The sequence below is a fragment of the Wolbachia endosymbiont of Litomosoides sigmodontis genome, from assembly GCF_013365435.1.
GTDB lineage: Bacteria > Pseudomonadota > Alphaproteobacteria > Rickettsiales > Anaplasmataceae > Wolbachia.
In genome coordinates, this window is the sequence record NZ_CP046577.1 from 1,008,502 (window position 1) to 1,032,833 (window position 24,332).

At 31.4% G+C, this 24,332-nt stretch carries 13 protein-coding genes and 3 pseudogenes; 8 read left to right on the forward strand and 8 right to left on the reverse strand.

Translation table 11 applies throughout. The annotated features are described in order from the left end of the window. Positions 1 to 1,670 precede the first annotated feature (1,670 nt). The 3 genes from ftsH to GOY07_RS04030 form a co-directional block, all read right to left on the reverse strand. On the reverse strand, positions 1,671 to 3,500 hold the full coding sequence (gene ftsH, locus GOY07_RS04020; protein ID WP_175838424.1) for an ATP-dependent zinc metalloprotease FtsH: 1,830 nt from the start codon (positions 3,498 to 3,500) through the stop codon (positions 1,671 to 1,673). A gap of 12 nt (positions 3,501 to 3,512) precedes the next feature. After that, on the reverse strand, positions 3,513 to 4,808 hold the full coding sequence (tilS, locus tag GOY07_RS04025) for a tRNA lysidine(34) synthetase TilS (RefSeq protein ID WP_175838426.1): 1,296 nt from the start codon (positions 4,806 to 4,808) through the stop codon (positions 3,513 to 3,515). A 173-nt stretch (positions 4,809 to 4,981) separates the two neighbouring features. Further along, positions 4,982 to 5,461, reverse strand: coding sequence for an OmpA family protein (locus GOY07_RS04030; RefSeq protein ID WP_175838428.1), 480 nt, complete (start codon positions 5,459 to 5,461; stop codon positions 4,982 to 4,984). 271 nt (positions 5,462 to 5,732) lie between these two features. Here GOY07_RS04030 and GOY07_RS04035 point away from each other — a divergent pair, with 271 nt between their 5' ends. From GOY07_RS04035 to GOY07_RS04045, 3 genes and pseudogenes are all read left to right on the forward strand, one after another. Beyond that, complete coding sequence (locus tag GOY07_RS04035) at positions 5,733 to 7,160, forward strand: gluzincin family metallopeptidase (protein ID WP_175838429.1); 1,428 nt, start codon at positions 5,733 to 5,735, stop codon at positions 7,158 to 7,160. A 17-nt stretch (positions 7,161 to 7,177) separates the two neighbouring features. After that, entirely contained in the window at positions 7,178 to 8,257 is a 1,080-nt protein-coding gene (locus tag GOY07_RS04040) for a rod shape-determining protein (RefSeq protein ID WP_175838431.1), read from the forward strand. 601 nt (positions 8,258 to 8,858) lie between these two features. Further along, positions 8,859 to 9,857 (forward strand): annotated as a pseudogene (locus tag GOY07_RS04045) (transposase). A gap of 371 nt (positions 9,858 to 10,228) precedes the next feature. Here GOY07_RS04045 and GOY07_RS04765 read toward each other — a convergent pair. Then, positions 10,229 to 10,389, reverse strand: a pseudogene (locus GOY07_RS04765) (IS5 family transposase); the annotation flags it as partial. Between the two features lie 247 nt (positions 10,390 to 10,636). Between GOY07_RS04765 and mnmA the strand changes: the two are divergent. Then, positions 10,637 to 11,752 carry a tRNA 2-thiouridine(34) synthase MnmA gene (mnmA, locus tag GOY07_RS04050; RefSeq protein ID WP_175838432.1) on the forward strand — a complete coding sequence of 372 codons (1,116 nt, stop codon included), beginning with the start codon at positions 10,637 to 10,639 and terminating at the stop codon, positions 11,750 to 11,752. 1,964 nt (positions 11,753 to 13,716) lie between these two features. On the opposite strand, the gene tyrS is transcribed toward mnmA, so the two are convergent. Together tyrS and rsfS are read right to left on the reverse strand one after the other, a co-directional pair. After that, the gene (gene tyrS / locus GOY07_RS04060) at positions 13,717 to 14,967 is read right to left on the reverse strand and encodes a tyrosine--tRNA ligase (RefSeq protein WP_175838434.1); all 1,251 of its coding nucleotides are present in this window, start codon (positions 14,965 to 14,967) and stop codon (positions 13,717 to 13,719) included. Between the two features lie 58 nt (positions 14,968 to 15,025). Next, entirely contained in the window at positions 15,026 to 15,352 is a 327-nt protein-coding gene (rsfS, locus tag GOY07_RS04065; RefSeq protein WP_175838436.1) for a ribosome silencing factor, read from the reverse strand. A 490-nt stretch (positions 15,353 to 15,842) separates the two neighbouring features. Between rsfS and GOY07_RS04475 the strand changes: the two genes are divergently transcribed. Next, complete coding sequence (locus GOY07_RS04475; protein ID WP_246224404.1) at positions 15,843 to 16,064, forward strand: hypothetical protein; 222 nt, start codon at positions 15,843 to 15,845, stop codon at positions 16,062 to 16,064. A gap of 102 nt (positions 16,065 to 16,166) precedes the next feature. Next, a complete protein-coding gene (locus tag GOY07_RS04075) occupies positions 16,167 to 16,607 on the forward strand; it encodes an RNA pyrophosphohydrolase (RefSeq protein WP_369800445.1) in 441 nt (146 codons plus the stop codon). 1,155 nt (positions 16,608 to 17,762) lie between these two features. On the opposite strand, the gene GOY07_RS04240 is transcribed toward GOY07_RS04075, so the two are convergent. Further along, a complete protein-coding gene (locus GOY07_RS04240) occupies positions 17,763 to 17,909 on the reverse strand; it encodes a hypothetical protein (protein WP_218938969.1) in 147 nt (48 codons plus the stop codon). A gap of 160 nt (positions 17,910 to 18,069) precedes the next feature. Between GOY07_RS04240 and mutS the strand changes: the two genes are divergently transcribed. Together mutS and GOY07_RS04085 are read left to right on the forward strand one after the other, a co-directional pair. Then, the gene (gene mutS, locus GOY07_RS04080; RefSeq protein WP_175838440.1) at positions 18,070 to 20,577 is read left to right on the forward strand and encodes a DNA mismatch repair protein MutS; all 2,508 of its coding nucleotides are present in this window, start codon (positions 18,070 to 18,072) and stop codon (positions 20,575 to 20,577) included. Between the two features lie 66 nt (positions 20,578 to 20,643). Next, positions 20,644 to 21,828, forward strand: coding sequence for a ribonuclease D (locus GOY07_RS04085; RefSeq protein ID WP_175838442.1), 1,185 nt, complete (start codon positions 20,644 to 20,646; stop codon positions 21,826 to 21,828). Here the strand turns inward: GOY07_RS04085 and coaE are convergent. Then, positions 21,825 to 22,411 (reverse strand): annotated as a pseudogene (gene coaE, locus GOY07_RS04090) (dephospho-CoA kinase). The gene GOY07_RS04085 and the pseudogene coaE sit on opposite strands and share 4 nt — an antisense overlap. Positions 22,412 to 24,332 lie beyond the last annotated feature (1,921 nt).

Sequence of the window (24,332 nt, forward strand, 5' to 3'; positions counted from 1 at the left end):
TTTTTAGGTATTTTAAATTTTTTAACCTATGTCAACTAACATAATCCATAATAAGAAAGCTTCTCTTTTATTCTTAAGTATTACAACATTTATTCAAGAATATATTCATGCAATCAGTATTGACCACATTTCAGTACAAACAAGCTAGAACTCTCTTCATTTTTAGGATTGATTACACTTGTGGAGATAAAAATTGCATCTACCTAATTTTACTTTAACCTATATTCTAGTATCAATTCTCACTAGATAACGCATATGTTGCAAAAAAACTAAATGCTGTAATTGCAGCAAAAAAGCGCATTATAACAGCTATAGCAAAAATATATTACATTTTAAAAATAGCACTAACCGCATAGATAAATTACTAAAATTCGAAAGAGAAGAAAATTTGTTTACTTTTCACTCTCTCCAATTTCGTAGAAAATTAGATTAATCAGAATCAATTTGAAGTATGGATACAAGAAAACTATAATATTACCCTTAAAGAAATGAGAATAAAAATCAAGGGGGAAATTTAGCTTGAATTCTAGCAAGTCTGAGGTTTTCATATACACGCCAAGACCAACTTGCAATGAACAAAATATAAAGTAGATAAGAAGAGTTTAAAAAACTTAATTAGATTATTGATAACACCATAAATAAGAGTTATTCATCTTTGATGAATCGAAGTTGGCACATATTCGAAAATTGGACACAGGTATTTAAAAAGGGCGTTAGAGCCAAGTTAAAGTAAAATTAGGTAGACACGATTTTTATCTCCACAGTGTAATTAATCTTAAAAATGGAGAGAGTTTTAGCTTATTTGTACCGAAATGTGTGGTCAATACTGATTGCATGAATATATTCTTGAATAAATGTTGTAATACTTAAGAACAAGAGAGGCTTTTCTCGTTATGGATTATGTTAATTGACATAGGTCAAAAAATTTAAAGCACCTAAAAATATTGAAATTGTATACCTATTACCAAACTTGCACGAGCTTAATCTTATTGAGGACTTTAGTTATATATAAAACAGAACATTTTTCGTAATAAAGTCTATAAATACAATTGCTTTGCTCGAGAGCACTTTGTATAAAGTGTGCAAATTCATTAACTCTCTTTTTTACTTAAAATAAAACAGCTCTGCAATTTCACTTATTTAACCCACTAATAATGAAAATCAGTATAAGTAGCCAAAACTTCTCATATTTGCAGCAAAAAGTAGACTATAGTTCAGCTTACGCTCATCCAGGTAATACAACTTTTCTGTCGTATTTCTACGATCATTTCAAAAACCCATTGCAATTTTATAATTAGTATCTTCAGATCTTAGTTTTTATTTACCTATGCTGGCAAGAAACTAACTATAATATCTATCACTCAAGTAAAATCCTTTTGCTTTGCTTGTTCAAACCGTTGTGACAACAATAAAGTAAGGATTGTTATTACTAAATGTTTTTATTAATTATTAATATCTAATTATTAAATAAGTAACATCTATCTTGTTATTAGCTAAACAAATAAGAAATTCGCAAAATTACTTAAAACTGTAGCTACAGACAATAAAATAATTTATTTCTTCATTTTTAGAAGTCGGTATTAGCCTAACATTTGATTAATTAAAAATTGTTTAATATAATCAGCATGGAAAAGAGTAGAAAAATAGAAGGTATGCTGTAGAGAACACATTTAGAGAGAAGATTTTCTTACTTTTTCTTTACTTCCGTTGTCATTCCTAACAATCTTTTTCCCGCTTAGTACATCTTTGATTTCATCCCCTGTTAAAGTCTCAAACTCTAACAAGTTTTCAGCAACAAGTTCCAGATCTTTGCAACGTTTAGTTAAGATATCCTTTGCCTTTTCATAACATGAAGATATAACCCGTTTTATTTCTTCATCTATAAGTTTCAAAGTGTCCTCAGAAATTATTTCAGAACCATGTACATTTTGCTCACAATTGTGATATATCGGTCCTATTTTGTCGCTCATGCCCCATTTCATTACCATAGCACGTGATAAATCAGACGCTTGTTTTATATCTGAAGATGCACCACTTGTAATTTTATCATAACCAAAAATTAGCTCTTCTGCTACTCTTCCACCCATGGCAACAGTTATATCTGCTATCATTTTTTCTCTTGTATGTGACACCCTATCTGTTTCCGGCAACCTCATAACTAAGCCTAGAGCTCTACCTCTTGGAATAATAGTCGCCTTGTGTATTGGATCTGAGGCAGGCATGTTAACAGCAACTATTGCATGACCAGCTTCATGGTATGCAGTAAGCTTTTTCTCCTCTTCTGTCATCATTAGAGACCGTCTTTCCACACCCATCATCACTTTATCACGTGCATATTCAAAGTCATCCATAGTAACAATCTTCTTATTTCTTCTCGCAGCGATAAGCGCAGATTCATTCACTAAATTTGCTAGATCAGCTCCAGAAAACCCAGGTGTTCCTCTTGCAACTATTTTCACATTTACATCTGGTGCTATTGATATTTTCTTTATATGCGTATTTAATATCCTTTCACGCCCATTTATATCGGGCAAAGAAATAGTAATCTGTCGATCAAAACGACCAGGCCTAAGCAGTGCTGGATCTAAAACATCCGGACGGTTAGTCGCAGCAACTATTATCACACCCTCATTAGACTCAAAGCCATCCATCTCAACTAATAACTGATTTAATGTTTGCTCTCTCTCGTCATTACCACCACCAAGACCAATGCCACGATGTCTACCTACTGCATCTATTTCATCTATAAAAATTATACAAGGAGCATTTTTTTTACCCTGATCGAACATATCACGGACACGACTTGCACCAACACCAACAAACATCTCGACAAAATCAGATCCAGAAATGCTAAAAAACGGCACATTGGCTTCACCTGCAATTGCACGAGCAAGGAGAGTTTTACCAGTACCAGGAGAGCCAATCAAAAGACACCCTTTTGGTATTTTTCCACCTAATACTTGAAATTTTTGCCTCTGTTTAAGAAAGTCAACAATTTCTACTAACTCTTCTTTTGCTTCGTCAATCCCAGCAACATCATCAAATGTCACTTTTTTTCCACTAGTCATGAGCCTAGCTTTTGATTTGCCAAAGCTTATAGTTCTGTTACCTCCTGCTTGCGTTTGTTTTAAAAGAAACAGCAATAAGCCAATAAAGATAAACGTTGGAATCCATTGGATAAGTAACCCACCAATTATGCTCATTGCAGAATCTCCAGTAGAAAAGGAGAATTTCACTTTTTTGTCATGTAAGCTTTTTATTAAGTCATTATATATAATACCACTTGAATTAAAGCTTGATCCGTCTCTAAACTTACCTTCAATGCTCTGGTTCTTTATAACAATTTTTTCTACATCATTATCTTCTAGTTTGGTTAAAAATTCTGAAAAAGGTATGGTTATTTTACTTTTACCTATATTCCCGCTAAACTGAATATAAGCAACAGAAACAAGCACAATAATTATTAACCAAATCAATAAGCCTTCCAAAAATTTTTTCATTGTTACTTCTAACTAAATATCAGTTAATTTTAGCAAATTTTGTTTTATTATGCTATTAATAATGCATTTAACTTCATCATCATTGATGTCTTTTTCCTTATAATTCAGGCAAGGATAAGCTAACACTTTTCCATCTTTTAACACTATAGGTAAAGAATAAAAAACTTCATGGCAGCAATTATAATCCTTTAAAAATTTAGGAACCTTCTGTGTTTTTTTTAGTGGAGTAATAGTTACTGAACATTCTTGACTTCCAAGTATCGTGCAGCTAAATCTATTATCCCATTCAATAAAACCATTTAACGGCAAATTAACAGATACTTCCTGTATCTTTGAAGATTCTCTAATTATTAAAATACTCTCTCCATATTTCCTTATTTTACACTCAGAAAGTGTGCAATGAACATCGTTATCCTTTCGCAGTACTTTATTAAATATGTTAATAAGACTATTATATCTTGGTTTATAGTGTTTACTGCTGATTACCATTATAGAATAAAGAAGAAGCCTTAAGCCTATTTCTTCTGGCAATTTATAAAATTCACTTAGTTTAATTTCGATATAACCAAGATCATGAATATTAACACAATCATTGAATGCAAGATATGTATAATATATTAACGCTTTCTTGGCTCTTTTCATATGAAGAGCTGTGAGACATATTCGTTCTGTCAAAATCTCTTGATCATCACTTACTTTAAGTAAGTTGCGATATAACGTGCGCCTATATTTTAAATCTTGATTACTTCTATCTTCAACCCACTTTAGCCGATAAAAGTCGGCGTATTTTCTTATTCTACCACGGCTAAAACTTAATAATGGTCTTAATATGTAAACCCCATTTAAAGAAAACTTGTAGTCCATAGATGACAATCCATCTAGGCCACTACCACGCTCAAGTCTCAGTAGAAAAGTTTCTGCTTGATCATCTTTATGATGCGCAATAAATAGGTGCTTAACATTGTTATTTTTGCACCATTTTGTTAGTAGCTCGTACCGTGCTTTTCGTGCCTCTGATTGAACATTGCCTTTGATATTCTTCTTCTCCCAGTTTAATATGAACGATTCCTTCACCCCAAGTTCCTTTGCATAATTTACAACAAATTCAACTTCTTTCTGAGATTCTGGACGCAATCTGTGATTTACTACTAATGCTATAGGTGGTAGACATTGTCTTTTTTTTGCCCAACTGATTATTAAATGCAATAAAGTTATACTGTCTATACCACCTGATACTGCAACTGCAACTTTATTATTATAGATAGCAAGATCGTCTATTACATCTTGAAGTAACGACTCTAATTCCATTTCTTACCCCAGTGTTTAAACACTGAGACCCAGAACTTCCTTAACAATTGAACCTCATAGCTATAAGTAGCTCAAAATTACATCATTTTACTGCTTGCAAGCTAGATCTTACGTTAAAAAGGCCACGACAAATCACGGCATGATATGAAACTGCATCAGCTGTAGCTAAAAAACTACCTTTTTATTCTAGAAAATGAAAACTCTACTCTACGATTTTTAGCATGCTCCTTTTCATATTTAGAGTTCTTAGAATTATCTGCCACATAAACCAAAGGTTCAGTTTCACCTTTAGAAGCAGTTTTTATTCTATTTTCTAAGTAAGGTGTACAACTAACCATAAATTTTTTAGCCGCATCTGCCCTTCTAGCACCTAGCGCAATGTTGTATTCATAAGAACCACGATTGTCAGTATGACCAATCAAAGTAACTTTTACATTAGGATCATTTTGCAACATTTTCACTACATTAAGCAATGCATCTGCACCTGCTTCATTAATATTAGATTTATCATAATCAAAGAAAATCCTTTTTTCTTTCATCTGCTTAACAATAAAGTTAACTTTATTTGTTGCATTTACCTCTCTTTTTTGGCAAGAACTTATACCAGTAAACAGTAAACAAAAACAGCACATTGCAACTAATTTATTCCACATTACTAAACCTCCATAAATTTTAAAACAGTGCGTAACTTTAATTTTTAGTAGTTAATAGTCTCTCTATTGCAATATAGTCAAGAAAAATAAAATACTAAACACTTTTTCTACAGTTTTACAATTAATTTTCTAATAAAATGCCAGATCTTTGGTAGAAAAATCTGGCAAAGGTACAATTTTTTATTGTGATTTAAGTAAATATACTTTGTAACTTTATTATTAATCTATTACGATATTAAACAGATGTTTTCTAAATAAAGATGCACAAATTATGAAATCTTACAAGTTTCTAGAAGAAGTATTACATAGATTAAAGAATATTGAGAGTACACTAAAAGTACTAGATCAGAGTCAACTGAACGTAGAGGATAAAATTGAACAAATGGGTCTCCTAGAAGAAATTAGACATGAAGTTATCTCTCACAACATAATAAAAGAGTCACTAGCAGAAGCAGGTGCCCTTGGTAACAAAAAGAAAGGTGATAGTTGGCAGCTAAAGTTAATAGAGAGAATGCATAAAAGTAACAGTGCTATTCCCATTGATTTAGTAAAATCCCTGTCTAAAGCTAAAATTGAGTGCCAAAATTTATGGAGGCTATCTCAATCTGAATCTAGTAGCTTAGAAAAGCTAAAAGAACGCTTTGCTGACTTGATCAAACTTATTCGTGGAGTAGCTTCAATAAAATCGCAGCAATTAAAATGTTCAAAATATGATTCACTGCTTGCTGACTACGACTCTGATATTACAGAAAAGGATATAAAAGAAATATTTTCCAAGCTAGGCAAATTTTTTAGCGACAATATAGATAGAATAATTGAAAAGCAGAAGAAAGACAAGATTACTAATATACAGAAGATTACTACTCAGAAGCAGATTGAACTTGGCTCGTTATGTTTACAGCAAATAAGTGTTACGTCACACCATACTTTTTATCACTACCCTATAGATTACGACGAATCTGATTTTTGTTACGGTTTGTTTTTACTTTTACGGTGTAGTGGTCATGAAATTTATCAAAGATGTTTAGCACAAAATTCTATAAGAAGCTCATTTACAAAACACGTTATGTGTGAAGCTCAAGGATTGTTCATGGAAAGAATGATTGGAACATCAAGAGAATTTATTAAATTTATTCAACCGCATATAAAAGAGAAGTTTACTATAAAAGGCAAAGTTAATGCAAAGATCAATAGTATTGAAAACTTGTACTTGATTTTTAATAAAGTGAATCTTTCCTCTCCTTTAAAGAAGGCAGATGAATTTAGCCTGCTAGCCCATATCATGTTGAGAACAAAGTTAGAACAAGACATAATAAATGGTACGCTAGAGGTCAAAGACTTGCATGACGCATGGCTAGTAGGTATGGAACATTATAAAATCCCAGTCAAAGCTAAAAATGAACTAGACACTTATTTTCAAGATAAATATTGGGTAAGCGGAACTATAGGCTATTTCCCCATTAAAATTATAGCTTTAATTATTGCTGTACAGATTTTTTCTTTCATAAAAAAAAATCATTACGAGTTTTTGGGTGCTATAATAAAAGGAGATTTTGGGTTACTCATTGGCTGGTTATCTCAAAACGTATGTAGTGCAAGGTGTGGTTTTTTGGATCTGATGAAAAAAGTAACAGGTAAAGGCTTAGATGTTGAATGCTGTACTAGCTACTTATCTGAAAAGTATGATTTATCTCAATAAAATGGTCTCTTTGAGTCATGTATGAATTTTTTCAAAAATCAACCAGAAAGTTTTGTAATTTTTTCACCTTTAAAGGTTTATTTGCTAGCGATATTGCTATAGACCTTGGCACTGCAAACACTTTAGTTTATCAAAAAAATCAAGGAATAGTGCTTGATGAGCCGTCGGTTGTAGCAAGAATAAAGGAAAAAGGAAGCTATGTTCCTTATGCTTTTGGTAAAAAAGCTAAAATGATGCTAGGGAAAACACCAGGAGAAATAGAGGCAATCAGACCACTAAAAGATGGAGTCATTGCCGATTTCAAAAGCGCGGAAGAGATGCTAAAATATTTCATACGCAGTGCAAACACAAAATTCACTATCAATAAACCTAACATTGTCATATGTGTTCCATCTGGATCCACCCCAGTTGAAAGACGTGCTATACAAGACGCAGCAGAAAGCGCTGGTGTGAATGAAGTATTTTTAATTGAAGAACCAATGGCTGCAGCTATTGGAGCAGGACTTCCAGTTACTGAACCTGAGGGTTCCATGATTGTTGACATAGGAGGTGGTACAACTGAAGTTGCAATTATTTCTTTAGGTGGAATTGTTTATTCACGTTCTGCTAGGGTAGGTGGCGATATTATGGATGAAGCAATAAGATCATATATCCGTGAAAATCATAAACTGTTAATTGGTGAGGCAACAGCTGAAAAAATCAAAAAGAGCGTAGGTTCAGCAAGCCTACCAGATAAAAATAATAAAGAAGGGATGACAGTCAAAGGCAGGGACTTAGTGAGCGGTATGCCAAAAGAAATGCTTTTATCAGAATATCAAGTTGTGGAGAGTTTAATAGAGCCTGTACACCAGATAATCTCTGCTATTAAAACAGCATTAGAGAGTACTCCTCCCGAACTTTCTTCTGACATAGTCGATAAAGGAATAATTTTATCTGGTGGAGGTGGATTGTTACGCAATTTAGGGCAAGTCATCGGTGAAACAACAAAATTACCAGTACGCGTTGCAGATGACCCACTCTGTTGCGTTGCCCTTGGTAGTGGTAAAGTGCTTGAAAATATGGATTATTTTAGCCATGTTTTATTTAAGCAAGATTAAGTATGATAACTGTTTTGAAGGTAATTTATTAATTTTTTTTTGATGAAATTGTGCATCATAAATTAGATTACAGGATTAATTATCTATCATTGTTAATAGGTCAAAATAAGTGACATTGCAGAATTGTTTAATTACGGAGTAAGGAAGAGAGGTAATAAATTTGCACAAAGCGCTCTCAAGTAAAGCAATTTTATTATTGCCTTTATTATACAAAATGTTCTGTTTTATATATAACCAAAATCTCTCAATAAGGCTGAGCTCCAGTGAGTATGGTAATAGATATATAACCTAGATATTTTTAGATACCTTTAAATTTTTCAACCTATATCAATTAACACAATCCATGATAAGAGAGGCTTTCCATGTTTTTAAATGTTGTAACCTTTATTCAAGGAATATATTCACATAATCAGTGTTGACATTCGGTATAAATAAGCTAGGATTCTCTTCATTTTTAAGCTCAATTGTGCTGTAGAGATAAAATTTATGCCTACCTAATTTTACTTTAACTGTGTTTTAACACCAACTCTCCTGCGTAAAAAATGGACAAATAATAATGAAAAAGAAGCCATATTGAAGTAAGTAAAATAGCAAGATTTAAATGGCACTAGAATCAAAATTATTAGGTAAAAATCATGAAATTAGTGAAAGAAATGCTGAAGACAGTACAAAACAACGCATATGTTGCAAAAAACCAATGCTGTAATTGCAGCAAAAAAGCACAGTATAACAGCCATAGCAAAAGTATGTTGTTGTATTTTTTAAATAGCACTAACTGCATGAATAAAGCACTTAAAATTTGGAAGAGGAGAAAATTCCTTGCCTCCCCCTCTAAACGTTATAGAAAAAGCAGATTGAATCAGAGCTAATTTGAATAAGTTGAAGTATAGATACCAAAAAAACTAATATCATCACTAAAAAAATGAGAATAAGAACCCAGGAAAAATTTGCCTTAAATGTCAGTAAGTCTATAGCACATCGTAATATACAAAAAATGAAATTTTCATATATTACGCAAAACCAATTCACAATAAACAAGATAAAGATAGATAAGAAGAGCTAAAAAAACTTAATGAGATTATTGGTAAGCACCCTAAACAAGAGGTTATTCATCTTTGATAAATTGCAGTTTAGCATATATTCAAGTTGACACGGGTATTTAAAAACGGCATTAGAACATAGGTTAAAGTAAAATTAGGTAGGCAAATTTTTTTATCTCTATAGGCCAATTAAGCCTAAAAATGAAGAGAATCCCAGCTTATTTATACCGAATGTCAACACTGATTATGTGAATATATTCCTTGAATAAATGTTACAACATTTAAAAATATGGAAAGCCTCTCTTATCATGGATTGTGTTAATTGATATAGGTTGAAAAATTTAAAGGTATCTAAAAATATCTAGGTTATATATCTATTACCATACTCACTGGAGCTCAGCCTTATTGAGAGATTTTGGTTATATATAAAACAGAACATTTTGTATAATAAAGGCAATAATAAAATTGCTTTACTTGAGAGCGCTTTGTGCAAATTTATTACCTCTCTTCCTTACTCCGTAATTAAACAATTCTGCAATGTCACTTATCTTACTCACTAACAATAAGAATTGGTATTATTTCAGTAATGCTTCTTTTCCATTATTATCTATCCGTTCTTTATAAAGTAGAAATTGGTATAAAAACTTTAAACTAAGAAATCTCTTCCTAAGTTTAGCAGATTTCTTCTATTCGGTGCTATTTAGTAAATTTCTCAAATATTTGTATTATCTACCGTCATCCAGCTGTTTGTTAGCGTAACTTAGAGATATCGCGAATAAATCTCGGTACAATGAATTGCGTCTAACATGTAACCAGGGAAAAAAGGTATAAATCCTAATAGTATTGAAACGGCAATGTTCGATATCATGAAAATAACTGACACTGAAAGCCTACTGTTTATCTTAAATCAATTCTGAAGAATTAAAGATTATATATGCACCAAAATCACTACTTTATCACTATAAAAGTAATTGCCACTTATATTTTTGGACTATCTTCATAATAATTAGAGACTACTTCATTAAGTGAATGAAAAATATTTCCCCCTTCTTCAAGAAATTTGTTATATTGGTTGTGGTTACTTGATTTCATTTTTACTGGCCTATTTTTTCTTAAGCAATTAAATAGTCATTTATAATGAACTCTATCAGCAACCACACTAAGTTTCTTGGCCATTATGCAACAAAGCCATGCCAATGTCAGTTACTCTGGTAACAATAGAAAGTTGCAGTTACCCAAGCAGCTAATACTGGGATTTAGGCTTTTTACACTGAACTCCCTATCATAAGATAAAGAGAGGCAAAGCTTACCCCATTTACTACATTTACTTATAAGTTATATGCTAAAAGAACTTAAAATTGAACCTCTGTTAAAAGATAAAGCTCCACATCAAATCAAGGCTGTAGTTGCAATGTCTGGTGGAGTAGATAGCTCCGTTGCTGCAGTGTTACTACATCATCTCGGGTATCAAGTAATTGGTGTAACTCTTCAGCTATATGCTACTGATAGTAGCAATGCCAATGCAAGAAAAGGTGCATGCTGCGCCGGACAAGATATTTACGATGCCAAGCATGTAGCTGAAAGTACTGGGTTTCCTCATTATATCTTAAATTATGAAAAAATATTCAAAAAAGAAGTGATAGAGAATTTTGCACAAACCTATATGCAGGGAAAAACTCCTATACCATGCATAAAATGTAACCAAACAGTAAAGTTCCGTGATTTATTACAAATCACAAAAAATCTTAGTGCAGATGTCTTAATTACAGGACACTACGCGAGAAGATTAGAAAAAAATGGTGAAGTAAAGTTGTATAGAGGCATAGATAAAAGTAAAGACCAAAGCTATTTTCTGTTTACCATAACAAAGAAGCAGTTGGAATTTTTGAGATTTCCACTTGGCAAGTTCTGTAAACACGATGTAAGAAAATTAGCAAAGTACTTTAATTTGCCAATTTCTGAGAAGCCAGATAGTCAAGATATATGCTTTGTTTCCGAAAGCTACAGCAAAACAATAGCTAAGCTAGCTCCACAATCTGTACAGAAAGGCAAAATTGTAGATGTAAATGGAAAAGTACTAGGCGACCATAATGGTATAGTAAACTTTACAGTGGGACAAAGAAAAGGGTTAGGTATCGCACATAGTGAACCTCTTTATGTTGTAAGAATCAACACGAAAAATAATGAAATAGTAGTAGGACCAGTTAATGCACTAATGCAAAGAAAAGTATTAGTTAAGGAGTTAAATTGGTTAGAACAACCAAAGGAAGGTATGGAAGTAATTGTAAAGCTCCGTTCATCACACTCGGGAAATTTGGCAACAATATATCCAATCAGAGAACAAAATAAAGCTTATGTCATTTTAAACGAAGATTACTTTGGCATCAGCCCTGGCCAAGCCTGTGTAGTATACAAAGATGAGCAAGTTATCGGGGGTGGATGGATATGTTCTTAACTAGAGGTTCTATAGTGTTATACTAATTCTCACTATACAAGAAACGGATCTTCAATAATGGAAAGAAGCTATACTGAAACAAGTAAAATAGCTATATTTAAATAGTATCAAAATTATTAGATAAAAAATCGTGAAATCAGGAAAGAAATGCTGAAGAAAGTATAAAATAACTCATATGTTACAAAAAAATCAAATGCTGTAATTGTAATAAAAACATAGTATAACAGCCGTATCAAGAATAGCACTAACTGTATGAATAAAATACCTAAAATTTGGAAGAGAAAAAATTATTTTCTCTTTCCAATGCGTGAAAAAATTAGATTAAATCCAAGTTAATTTGAACAAGTTGAAGTATGGATATAAAAAAACCATAATATTATCATTAAAGAAATAAGAACTCAGAAAAAATTTGGCTTGAATATCAACAAGTCTACACTACACCGTAGTATGCAAAAAATAAAGTTTTATATATTACGCCAAGACCAATTCACAATGAACAAGATAAAGGTAGACAGGAAAGAGTTTCAAAACAACTTAATGAAAGTATTGATAAGTATCCTGAATAAGAGTTATTCACCTTTGATGAATTGCAGTTTGGCACATGTTCAAAAGTTGAATACTGTGATTTTAAAAAGGCATTGGAACATAGGTTAAAGTAAAATTAGCTAGACAAAATCTTTATCTCTATAATGCAGTTAATCCTAGAAATGAAGAGAGTTCTAGCTTATTTGTATCAAATGTTAATACTGATTATATGAATACATTTCTTGAATAAATGCCGCAATATTTAAGAATACGAGAAGCCTTTCTTATCATGGACTATGCTAGTTGATCTAAGCCAAAAATTTAGAAGTATTTTAAAATATCGAGGCTATATACTTACCACTACACCTCTTAAGCTTATCCTATTGAGAGATTTTGGTTTTATATATAAAATGGAATATTTTATGTAATAAAGTCTATATCTATAATACAATCGCCTTGCTTGAGAGCGCTTCGTGCGAATTTATCACCTCTCTTTTTCACCACGCAATTAAACAACTCTACAATGTTACTTATTTGACTCACTAACAATCAGAATTCACTCTAACAATCAACTGATAAAATTACATCTAAGTTGTAAAATTGTGCAAGATACTTTAATTATCATCAGAAGCAGTTGTTTCTAAAATGGGAGCAATTACTTCCTCTTAATAATTTACCATATCTAAATATGTTCTTTATGTATTTACTAATATCTAGAAATTGCACATCAAACACAACTCTGCCATTTTTTTGCGCAAGTTATAAATACTTTCCTGGTACAAAACATCAATTCTTATATCTTCATTTGGAGGTATATATAATAGAACTTCGCTTTCTACTATCTTTCTAGTTATTCTACGTATAGTTCCCGAATTTTAAAAATTTACTCCATACTGTAGAGTATGTTTTGGCTGTTCATTAGCCAATTTTCAATAGATTGTTTGTGCTTTTCTATTTTATAGTAGTGCCCAAGTTATCCATATTTAATTCTCTCTTTCTCTACCAGTTCTAATAATGTGCTGTTTTCTGACAAATTACATTAATAATTTAACCTTTATGCTGAAAATAGCAATCCATTTCTGAAATGTGTGATAAATTATACTCACTTGGGGCTGTAGAGACTTTTAGAGTATTTACTTTATTCATCATAAAAACTATCATATGCAGTGTAATATTGACCTCATACTCGTGGCTTAATTTATAAGTCAGTGTATGTCTTATATTACACATTCCTAATTTCTCATTGAGTACTGATAGTAATCAGTATATCAAGATTACCTCCACAAGGTAATCCACGTATAACTCTAGTGCCTTGTAAAAGGTAATACAAAAATTAAAATGAAATTTGATACAGGTTTATGATTGGAATAAATATATTGAATTTAAGTCATTCATATCATGCTGCTTATTTGTATGAAACTTACCTTCTCCTTCAAAAGCTAACTCACCATAATTTTTATGTGGCGTTTCTTTCCTGCAGAAAGTTTTATAAACGACTGATCTTTAAAGCTTTTAGAATTTATTATGTAATTAATATCATTTATAGTATGATCATTAACTCTGCATCCATTGCCCTGTATTAAACGCTTTGCAGCACCTTTTGAAGGTTCAAGACCTATATCATACAGTAAGCCTACTAACGATATGCCATTTGCTACTTGTTCTTTTGTTATAGTATAATCAGGAAGTAGAGAGTCGTCTTCATTTTCAAAAACAGAGACTGCAGCAGATTGTGCAAGTTCTGTTTCTTTATCACCATGACATATTTTTGTCACCTCTGTTGCCAAAACTTTTTTTGCTTCGTTTATTTCTTGATTTTTTAAAGATTCTAGTTCTTTAATCTCATCAATTGATAAGTCAGTGAAAAATCTCAAAAAGCGCCCAATGTCTTGATCATCAATGTTGCGAAAGTACTGCCAGTAGTCATAAGGCTTTAGCATATCACCATCAAGCCACACAGTACCACTCTCAGTTTTGCCCATTTTTTTTCCATGAGTACTCAACAAAAGAGGCGTAGTAAGACCAAATAGCTCAGGTAAATTCAATTTTTTGCCAAGTTCAATTCCACTTATTATATTTCCCCACTGGTCCGATCCTCCTATTTGTAAACGGCAGTCATACCTTTTGTTTAACTCAGCAAAGTCGTAAGCCTGTAATAACATGTAATTAAATTCTAGAAAACTTAGATTTTGTTCTCTATCAAGTCTAGTTTTTACACTATCAAAACTGAGCATGCGATTTACAGAAAAATGCACCCCTATATCACGCAAAAAATCTATGTATTTTATATTATCTAGCCAATCTGCATTATTTACTATAATTGCACCAGTCTTTCCATCATCAAAAGATACCATTTTCTCAAGCACTTTTTTTATGCTAGATATATTTTGATTTATATTTTCAATAGGCAAAAAGCTTCTTGCTTTGTCTTTACCAGATGGATCACCAATCTTTGTTGTGCCACCTCCAAGTAAAACTATCGGCTTATAACCGAATTTTTGTAGGTGACGAAGCATCATAATTTGGATTAAGCTACCAATATGAAGACTTGACGCTGTACAATCAAACCCAATATACGCAACCACATAGTTATCCTGTAATAGTAATTGGTCTAACCCTTTAATATTTGTACATTGATACAGATATCCTCTTTCTTGAATGAGATTTAAAAATTCAGACTTGTGCTTCACGGTTTACTTTTATTAATTAAAGTGATTCTAACTCACAAATCTTATAAATGGAAGAAAGTTAATTCCACAATTCTTCTATTTTATAATATTCCCTTACCTCTGACCTGAATATATGAACCATTATGTCTTGAAAATTCAAAATCACCCAATTGCCTTCATCCATACCTTCCACATCTATTTTATAATATTGCTTAAAACTTTTTATTACATGTTCAGCTAATGCCTTCACATGGCGACTTGAATCACCAGATGCAATAATCATATATTTTGCAATAAAGGTTTTATTTTGCACATCAAAAATGACTATATTATGACCTTTATTTTGATCTATTGTACTTACAATTGTGCTTTTTATTGATTCTGTATCACTGGATACGTTAGTCATTATACTAGATTATATAATTCATTTATAATTATACACCCAAAATCTCTAAACATAAACCATTTTGATATAGTTGCTTGCTAAGCAAGTAGTTTAAGCTTTCAGTGTAACAATATGTACAGCACATATCCTCTTGTATACAATGAAAGGTAATTTCTCTATTATATTTATTATGAGTAAGACTCTCATTTACTTAATCGGCTTCCTAGGTAGGAGAAAATTGATTATTGCAAAAGAACTATGTAAGGTCATTGATGCGGTGATAGTAAGCAATAACCTTTTTAATAATATTATACTCAAAATCGTTAAATTAAGTAATACCGAAGTTACAGGTAACTTATGAAAAAAATTTTTACAATCAGAGAAAATATGTTAGCAATATTAGAACAGTATTCCACAAAATCAAAGCATTACATATTTATAAATGAATTATATAGATGGTAATCCCCGCACCTAAAAAGTATACTACTCAGTAGTAAACTTAAGCAAAAAAATGAGCGTAAAAATTCTTTTTATGGTATTACGTTGCAATAGTAAAGGACTAGTAGAGCGGATCCAATCAGAAGATAGGCATCAGGAAAATAAAATTACCGATTTAGATCTTGCTTCAAAGAAAATTGAAAGAAAAAGGTTATTTGTATCTAAAGGTGCTTTTGAGATTAACAACTCGAAATTAAGCGTAAAGAGGGTTGCAAAAAAATTGCTGACAAGATAAAGAACAGAAAAAGATTAATTAAAACCTCCGCAACAAATAATCTAATAACAGGACATACTTGTGATTGAGCAAAAAGATAAATATCGTCCTTGCGTTGGCATAATGCTATTTAACAAACAAGGACATGTATTCATTGGGAAACGCTTTGATAGCGACTCTTACTGGCAAATGCCACAAGGGGGAATTGATGATGGTGAAAAGCTAGAGAAAGCAGCACTACGGGAATTGCTAGAGGAAGTTGGTACTGATAAAGCAAAGATTATAGCTAAAAATAAGGATTGGATATATTACAACTTGCCTAAGGAAATTATACCAACATGCTGGAACGGGAGATATTTTGGCCAAAAGCAAAGGTGGTTCTTAATGAAATTTAATGGAGAAGATAAAGATATTAATATCAACTATACTGATCATCCAGAGTTTAAGGCGTGGCGTTGGCAAAGTGTAGATAATTTAGTAGCTAATGCCATACCATTTAAAAAGAAAGTTTATAAAACAGTGATAGAAGAGTTTTCTCCTCAAATCAAAGTCTCTATATATTAATACTAATTCCCACTATACAAGGAACATATAAACAATAATAAAAGAGAAGCCTTACTAAGTAAGGTAGCAAGATTCAAATGACATTGAAATCAATAATTATCAAATGAAAAAACCGTAAAATCAGCAAAAGAAACACTGAAAAAAGTACAAAATAACGCATATGTTACATTCAAGAACAGCATTGACTATATGGATAAAGCGCTAAAATTTAGAAGAGAAGAAAAGTTGTTTACTCTCTATCAAAGTTATAGAAAAACTAGATTGAATTAGAGTTAATTTAAATAAGTTGAAGCACGAATACAAGAAAGTTATAACATCACCATTTAAAGAAATAAGAATAAAAAAATCCAGAAAAATTTTTGCTTAAATGTCAGTAAGTCCTACAATACACCATAATATACAAAAATGAGTTTTCATGTATTATATCAAGATTAATTCACAATAAATAAGATATAAGGTAGACAGGAAGAGTTAAAAAAACTTAATGAGACTATTGGTAGGTATCCTGAACAAGAGTTATTCATCTTTGATGAATTGCAGTTTGGTACATGTTCAAAAGTTGAGTACTGGTGATTTAAAAAAGGCGTTAAAACACAGATTAAAGCAAAATTAGGTAGATAAAACTTTTACCTCTATAATGCAGTTAATCCTAGAAAAGAAGAGAGTTTTTAGCTTATTTGTCCTAAATGTGTGATCAACACTGATTGTATGAATATATTTTTTGAACAAATACCACAATATTTAAGAATATTAGGAACCTTTCTTATTATGGACTGTGCTAGTTGATCTAAGTCAAAAAATTTAGAAGTATCTAAAATATCTAGGCTATATATCTACACCACACCTACCTAAGCTTAATCATATTGAGAGACTTTAATTGTATATAAACAGAATATTTTATGAACAAAAAGTCTATAATAGAATTGCATTACTATGAGAGCGCTTTGTGTAAATTTATCATCTCTCTTTTTCACTACTCAATTAAACAACTTTGATAATGTTATTCATGACTCAAATAATAATGAATTAATATCAATATCCATTCACTCAATCTAGCATACTATTTTTATAGTAAACACTATTTACAAAAAAAACTCAAAGAAAATTAAGGATTAATTTTATTTACGTGTATGAAAATAAAAAACCTCCTTATTTTCAATTTTCCCCAAAAATGGAATATAGAGGAGTTTTTTCATCTTTTTCCTCTAGTTGATATTCTAGTCTGTAATTCAGTTTGGCAAAATGATTAATACATACCTCCATAAATGGTAGTTTAAGCTTTTCAAAAAGCCAAAATTCCATATAATTCTAGTTATAAATTATAGATTCTAGAAAAGATACTATCACAGATTCATTAAATATGAACAATTTCCTAAAAAACGAGCAGTATTATTTTCGCATAGTGCAAAGTGTTCCCATTTAAATTCTATGTCGTCCATATAATCAACTTACTTAAAAAATTATGAATTTCTTTAGAGAAAAAAACACTCCTGTAATAGAGCAATATTTAAGACTAAAAGCTCAATATCAGGATCATCTGTTATTTTATAGACTGGGAGATTTTTACGAGTTATTTTTTGATGATGCTATTAAAGCTGCAAAGTTGTTGAATATAGTACTAACTAAGAGGGGCAATTCGTATGGGCAAGAAGTGCCGATGTGTGGAGTGCCAGTACATAGTAGTGAATCTTACCTTCATAAATTAATAGATTTAGGATTTAAAGTAGCAATCTGCGATCAGTTAGAAACTGCTGATGAAGCAAAAAGGAGAGGCTATAAATCTATAGTAAAACGTGATGTAGTGCGAATTATAACTCCAGGGACAATTGTTGAAGATTCGCTATTAGAGGATAAAAACAACAATTATCTCGCATCTATAGTTGAGCAAAATGGGGAGTACGCTATTGGCTGGCTTGAATTGTCAACAGGAAAATTTTTTCATACCTTAACGAATTTAAAAGCTCTGGACAGTGATTTATTGCGCATATCACCAAAAGAATTACTAATTTCTGATAAATTAGCTGAGGATAAAAAAATCAGATCAATTTTAAAAAATTATAAAATATCGATTACGCAGCATGCACAGAGCTTTTTTGAGCATAATAAATCTCATAGAACACTGTGCGAATTTTATAAAGTTAGAGAACTTGGGGTTATAGGAAATTTCAGCAAAGTGGAGATTATGGCGTGTGGTACACTGCTTGAATATGTTAGAGTAACACAAAAAGGCTCCATTCCAAGACTTGAATTACCAAAACCCTATAAGCAGCAAAATTTCATGCTTATTGATACCTCAGCAAGAAGAAATCTTGAGTTATTTTTAACTCAGTCTGGTGAAAAGAAAGGCTCACTAATTTCAGTTATCGATCACACAGTAACAGCTTCTGGTGGACGTTTGCTAAAACAAATGCTTGCATCACCGCTCGCTTGTTCTAAGGCGATTAACTTGAGGCTCAGTACCATTGAATTTTTTGTAAATAACCATGAACCACGCAAGAAAATACGGGAAATATTATCTAACATTTCAGATATTGAAAGGTGTTTATCACGTTTAATGCTGGGACGTGGTTCACCAAAAGATATTAATTTATTAAAAATAGGCCTTGGAAAAACTTTAGAGTTATCTCAGCTTTTATCTAGAATTAAATCTAGTAAAAATGAACCTCTCTTACAAGAATGTATCATCCCAATATTTGATGCTGAGATTCAACAATCAGTGACGCGTGCTGAAATGACAGTAAAATCAGATGAAAATGAACTTAGTATGATACATAAAAGCCTTGGCAACCATAAAGACCTATTAGAGCTTCTAAACAGCGCTGTACTTGATAATAATCTCAGCTCTGCAAAAGAAGGAGGATTTATCAATCCAAAATATAATCAAGAGCTATCCGAGTTATCTTATGTGCTGAGTAATAGCAACAAACTAATAACAAAACTTCGTGAATCTTACCGTGACCTGACTGGTATTGCTACGTTAAAAATATTACACAATAACATACTAGGCTATTACATTGAAGTATCAGCAAACCACAAAATAACTTCAGATATATTTATTCACAGGCAAAGCTTAGCAAATAGCACGCGCTATACTACTAATGAATTAAAAAAATTAGAAAATAAAATTCTTACAGCACGTGATGCTCTAATCAGCTTAGAAATAAAAATCTTTAGTGAATTGTGTAGTAAAATTGCTAAAGAATCTGAGAGTATTGCTCTTGCTGCAAATGCTTTGGCAAAACTCGATATCAGAACCGCGTTTGCAGAGCTTGCGGTACAAAATAGTTACACGAAACCCATCATTGACGATAGTAAGGAATTCAATATCTGCAATGGAAGACACCCAGTTATTGAAAATAACGATAAATTCATTGCAAATAGCATCAATTTATCTGGTATACATCTAATTACTGGTCCTAATATGGCTGGAAAAAGCACTTTCTTGAGACAAAACGCTCTCATTGCAATTTTAGCTCATATGGGCTCATTTGTGCCAGCAGATAGTGCACACATTGGAGTGATTGATAAGATATTCAGCAGGGTTGGCGCAACAGATAATATAACAGCTGGTTACTCTACCTTCATGGTGGAGATGCTTGAAACAGCAACCATAATCAATCAGGCAACAGATCGTTCCTTGGTAATACTTGATGAAATTGGTAGAGGAACAGGAGTATATGATGGCTTATCTATTGCTCAGGCAGTGATTGAACATATTCACAATGTAAATAAGTGCCGTGCCATCTTTGCAACTCATTATCATGAACTAACTAAAGTAAGCAAATACTTGAAAAGTGTAAAATGTTTCTGCGTAAGAATAAAAGAATGGAATGGAGAAGTGATTTTTTTACGTGAAGTAGTTGAGGGCGTTGCAGATGAGTCATACGGGATACATGTGGCAAAACTTGCTGGTTTTCCTGACCATATTTTAAATAGAGCAAGCGAAGTTCTTGAAGAGCTAAAAGCTTAATCAAGAAAGTCGTTAATTGTAAAATTTAATATAAGTAGTAAAATAGAACTACTTAATAAAAAATATATGTTAATTAATACAACATTGGAGCTGGAGAATATATGTGAAGAGCTAATAGCAAAAAAGCCGAAGTTTATAGCAGTTGATACGGAATTTATTAGAAATCACTTAACCTATTACCCCAAATTGTCGTTAATTCAAATTTCTTATGGAAAGAAGAATTTTATTATAGATGTATTAGCACCAGAGATTGATTTATCATTTATTAAGAAAATCATGCTCAACCAAGAAATAACTAAAGTATTCCATAGTTGTCGGCAAGATATAGAGTCTCTATTCACTATGTTAAAATGTATTCCTGCTCCTATTTTTGATACCCAAGTTGCTGCTATGTTTTGTCATTATTATCACGACTTTATTGGTTACTCAAAAGTAGTAGAACAATACCAAGGAGTAGTATTAGATAAAATTAAAGCTAAAAATTCAGATTGGTTAAGAAGGCCATTGTCCGAGGATCAATTAGACTACGCAATAAGCGATGTGGTACACTTATATGACTTACACCAAATATTATACGATAGACTTGAAGAAAATAGCAGAATAGACTGGTTTTATGAGGAGATGGAATCAGTAGTTGATATAAATAGATATTTGCATAATCCAAAAGATGCATGGAAGAAGATTAAGTTTAATTATGAGGTAAATCCAAAATTGATGGTAACTATTAAAGCAGTTAGTGAATGGCAAGAGACCTTAGCACAGCGTTATAATATAAACCGTAATAAAATAGTGAATAATGCTGTAGTAGCTGGTCTTATTGAAAAAAACGTGGAACACGTTGACGAAATTTTGGATGATCTTAGGAGGAACACAAAAAATATAAGAGAGGAAGATTTATTAGAATTTATAGATGTTTTTAATGAAAATGAGAAAAACTTTATGCAGCAAGATTATACTTTGTTAAAAAATTATGATAGGTCTGTATTCGATATGCTCTCAATTATTTTAGAGAACAAATGTAAGGAAAATAATATATCAAGAAAATTGGTTTCGTCAAAAGATGAATTAGTTGAATCAATGCACGGTCAGGTAGATAAACTATTTAAGGGATGGAGATATATTTTTTTTGGTATGTCAATTGAGTCATTTTTGAATGAAAACTCAAAGTTTGAAATTTCAGTAATAAAATCTGCAAATAATACAGTCAAAATTCGGAGTGACTTAGTGAAGGTAAATTGTAAATTGAATTAACCATAAAGACTTAATAAATCTACTATATCTTTTACTTGAGAGAGAACATATTCTTTACTTGCTCTGGTGTCAATGATAAAGTCACTCATTTGCCTTTTTTTTTAACAGGTAATTGGATACTAAAAATTAGATTCAGCTTTTTTTTATCCATATTACGTTCACTGAGCCTTTGAGCTTGTGTAGTACTATCTGCATAGACGAAAACAATAAAGTCGCAATATAAACGAAATCTCACTTCTAGTAGAAGTGGAACGTCTAAAACTAAGAGTTTTCTATCGATCCCTTTCTCACGAGCAATAAAAATTTCCAGTTCATTTCGCACAGAGGAATGAACTAAAGATTGGAATTGTCTCCAATTTTCATCATAAATTAAGAAATATTTGGACAATACTGTTTTATCTATTTTACCATTTATTATTACTCCAGGAAATTTTTTTTCTGCGTAGCTTATTATGTTTTTATCCATTCTATAAAACTGGCGTACAACAGAATCAGCATCAAATACAGCAGCACCAAATCTTTTAAAGCAATTTGCTACAAAACTCTTCCCTACTCCAATTCCACCCGTTAGACCTATAATCATATACAAAAAACACATTATGAAGCTATACTTAAAGTAGCTGCTTTTTTTTATGTGTCTACTTATATCAATTCTTATTGTTAATAGTCCAAATAAGTGACATTGTAGAGTTGTTTAATTATGGAGTGAGAAAGAGAGGTAATAAATTTGCACAAAGCGCTCTCAAGCAAAGCAATTGTACTATAGACTTTATTACGCAAAATACTCTGTTTTATATATAACCAAAAATCTCTCAATAGAATTGAGTTTTGATGAGTATGGTGATAGGTATATAATCTTGATATTTTTAGATACCTTTAAGTTTTTTGAATTATGTAAACTAACATAATTCATGACAAAAAAGTCTTTTCGTATTCTTAAATATTACGACATCTGTTCAAGAAATATATTTATACAATTAGTGTTAATATTCGCAGTATAAATAAGTTAGCACTCTCTCCATTTCTAGAATTAACTGCACTGTAAAGATAAAAATTTTATCTACCTAATTTTACTTTAGCCTATGTCCTAATACCATTTTTAAACTACCTGTGCCCAACTTTCAAATGTGTGCAACTTAGGACTTATCTAAGATGAATAACTTTTACTCAGGATATCACTAATAGTCTCATTAAGTTTTTTATACTCTTCCTATTTGCTTTATCTTGTTCATTATAAATTGGTCTTAGTATATCATGGTTATGATATAGATTTGCTAACATTTAAGCTAAATTTCTCCTAGATTCTTATTTTTATTTCTTTAATGGCAATACTAGAATTTTCTTGCATCCATACTTCAATTCGTTTAAACTAACTCTAATTCGATCCAGTTTTTCTACATCGTTAATGAGAAGTAAATAATTTTTCTTCTCTTCCAAAGTTTAGGTGCCTAGCTCATGTAGTCAATGCTGTTTTTGAGTGCAACATATTTTTGCCACGGCTGTTGTTATACTGTGCTTTTTGCTACAATTATAGCATTTAGTTCTTTTACAAAATATACACGTTATTTTGCATTTTCTTCAGCGTTCCTTTTGCCAATTTCACAATTTTTTATTCAAAAATTATTGATTTCAACGTCATTTCAACCTTGCTACTTTACTACTTCAGTAAGGCTTCTTTTCTATTATTGTTCATACGTTCCTTGTATAGTGGAAATTAGTATTATGAGCATGCTTTATTTAAAGACAGAGCATTTCTTGCCTTTCTTCTAAGAGATATATTCTGCAATAACCTTAAACTTACCACTAATATTAATATGAGCTCTTCAAGTTTTTTGTACCCTAGCGTAAAAGAAATTAATATGGTTGATAGAGTCATCAATATAATTGAAAATAAAATAGAGCAACCTTTTCTTCATATCTATCGCCAATACAAGTGCCAAATATAGCAGCACAGATTAATCTCATCAGAAAATTCACTGCAAACAAATACCTCAAAAGCCTTTAATATGCTAGCCAACTAATCGCCAGTTATTTTATAGGTGACCAAAAAACATGTGATCACACTATAATTAAAGTGTTATAAATTAAACTTGATAGTATTACTCTTGTTACTTACCACATAATCTTTTACATTCAGAATATGAAGAGTAAAATAAATCAGGAGGTTTCTTGTTCATTGATTACATATAAATTTAAAAGTGACAAGAGTTTTGAGTCTTCAGCCAATTACAAGCCATAACAAAGTTGTAGGTTTTAAATTGCTGATGCAACTAACTTCCTAACCGTAGAATCTTTTAAAGTCTTATTCATACACTCAACTTACTCAAGGTAAAAAATTTGACATCTTTTTAACGTTTTAGCATAATTATATACGTAGAAAAAACTCAAAAAGTTTTACCTAGTACAGTTTTTTATGCTCATTTAATAGTTTTTTTAAAGAGAAGTATTTTTAAAATACAAAGAAAGATTTGTGTCTAATAAATGGTAGAAATTTATATGGTTAA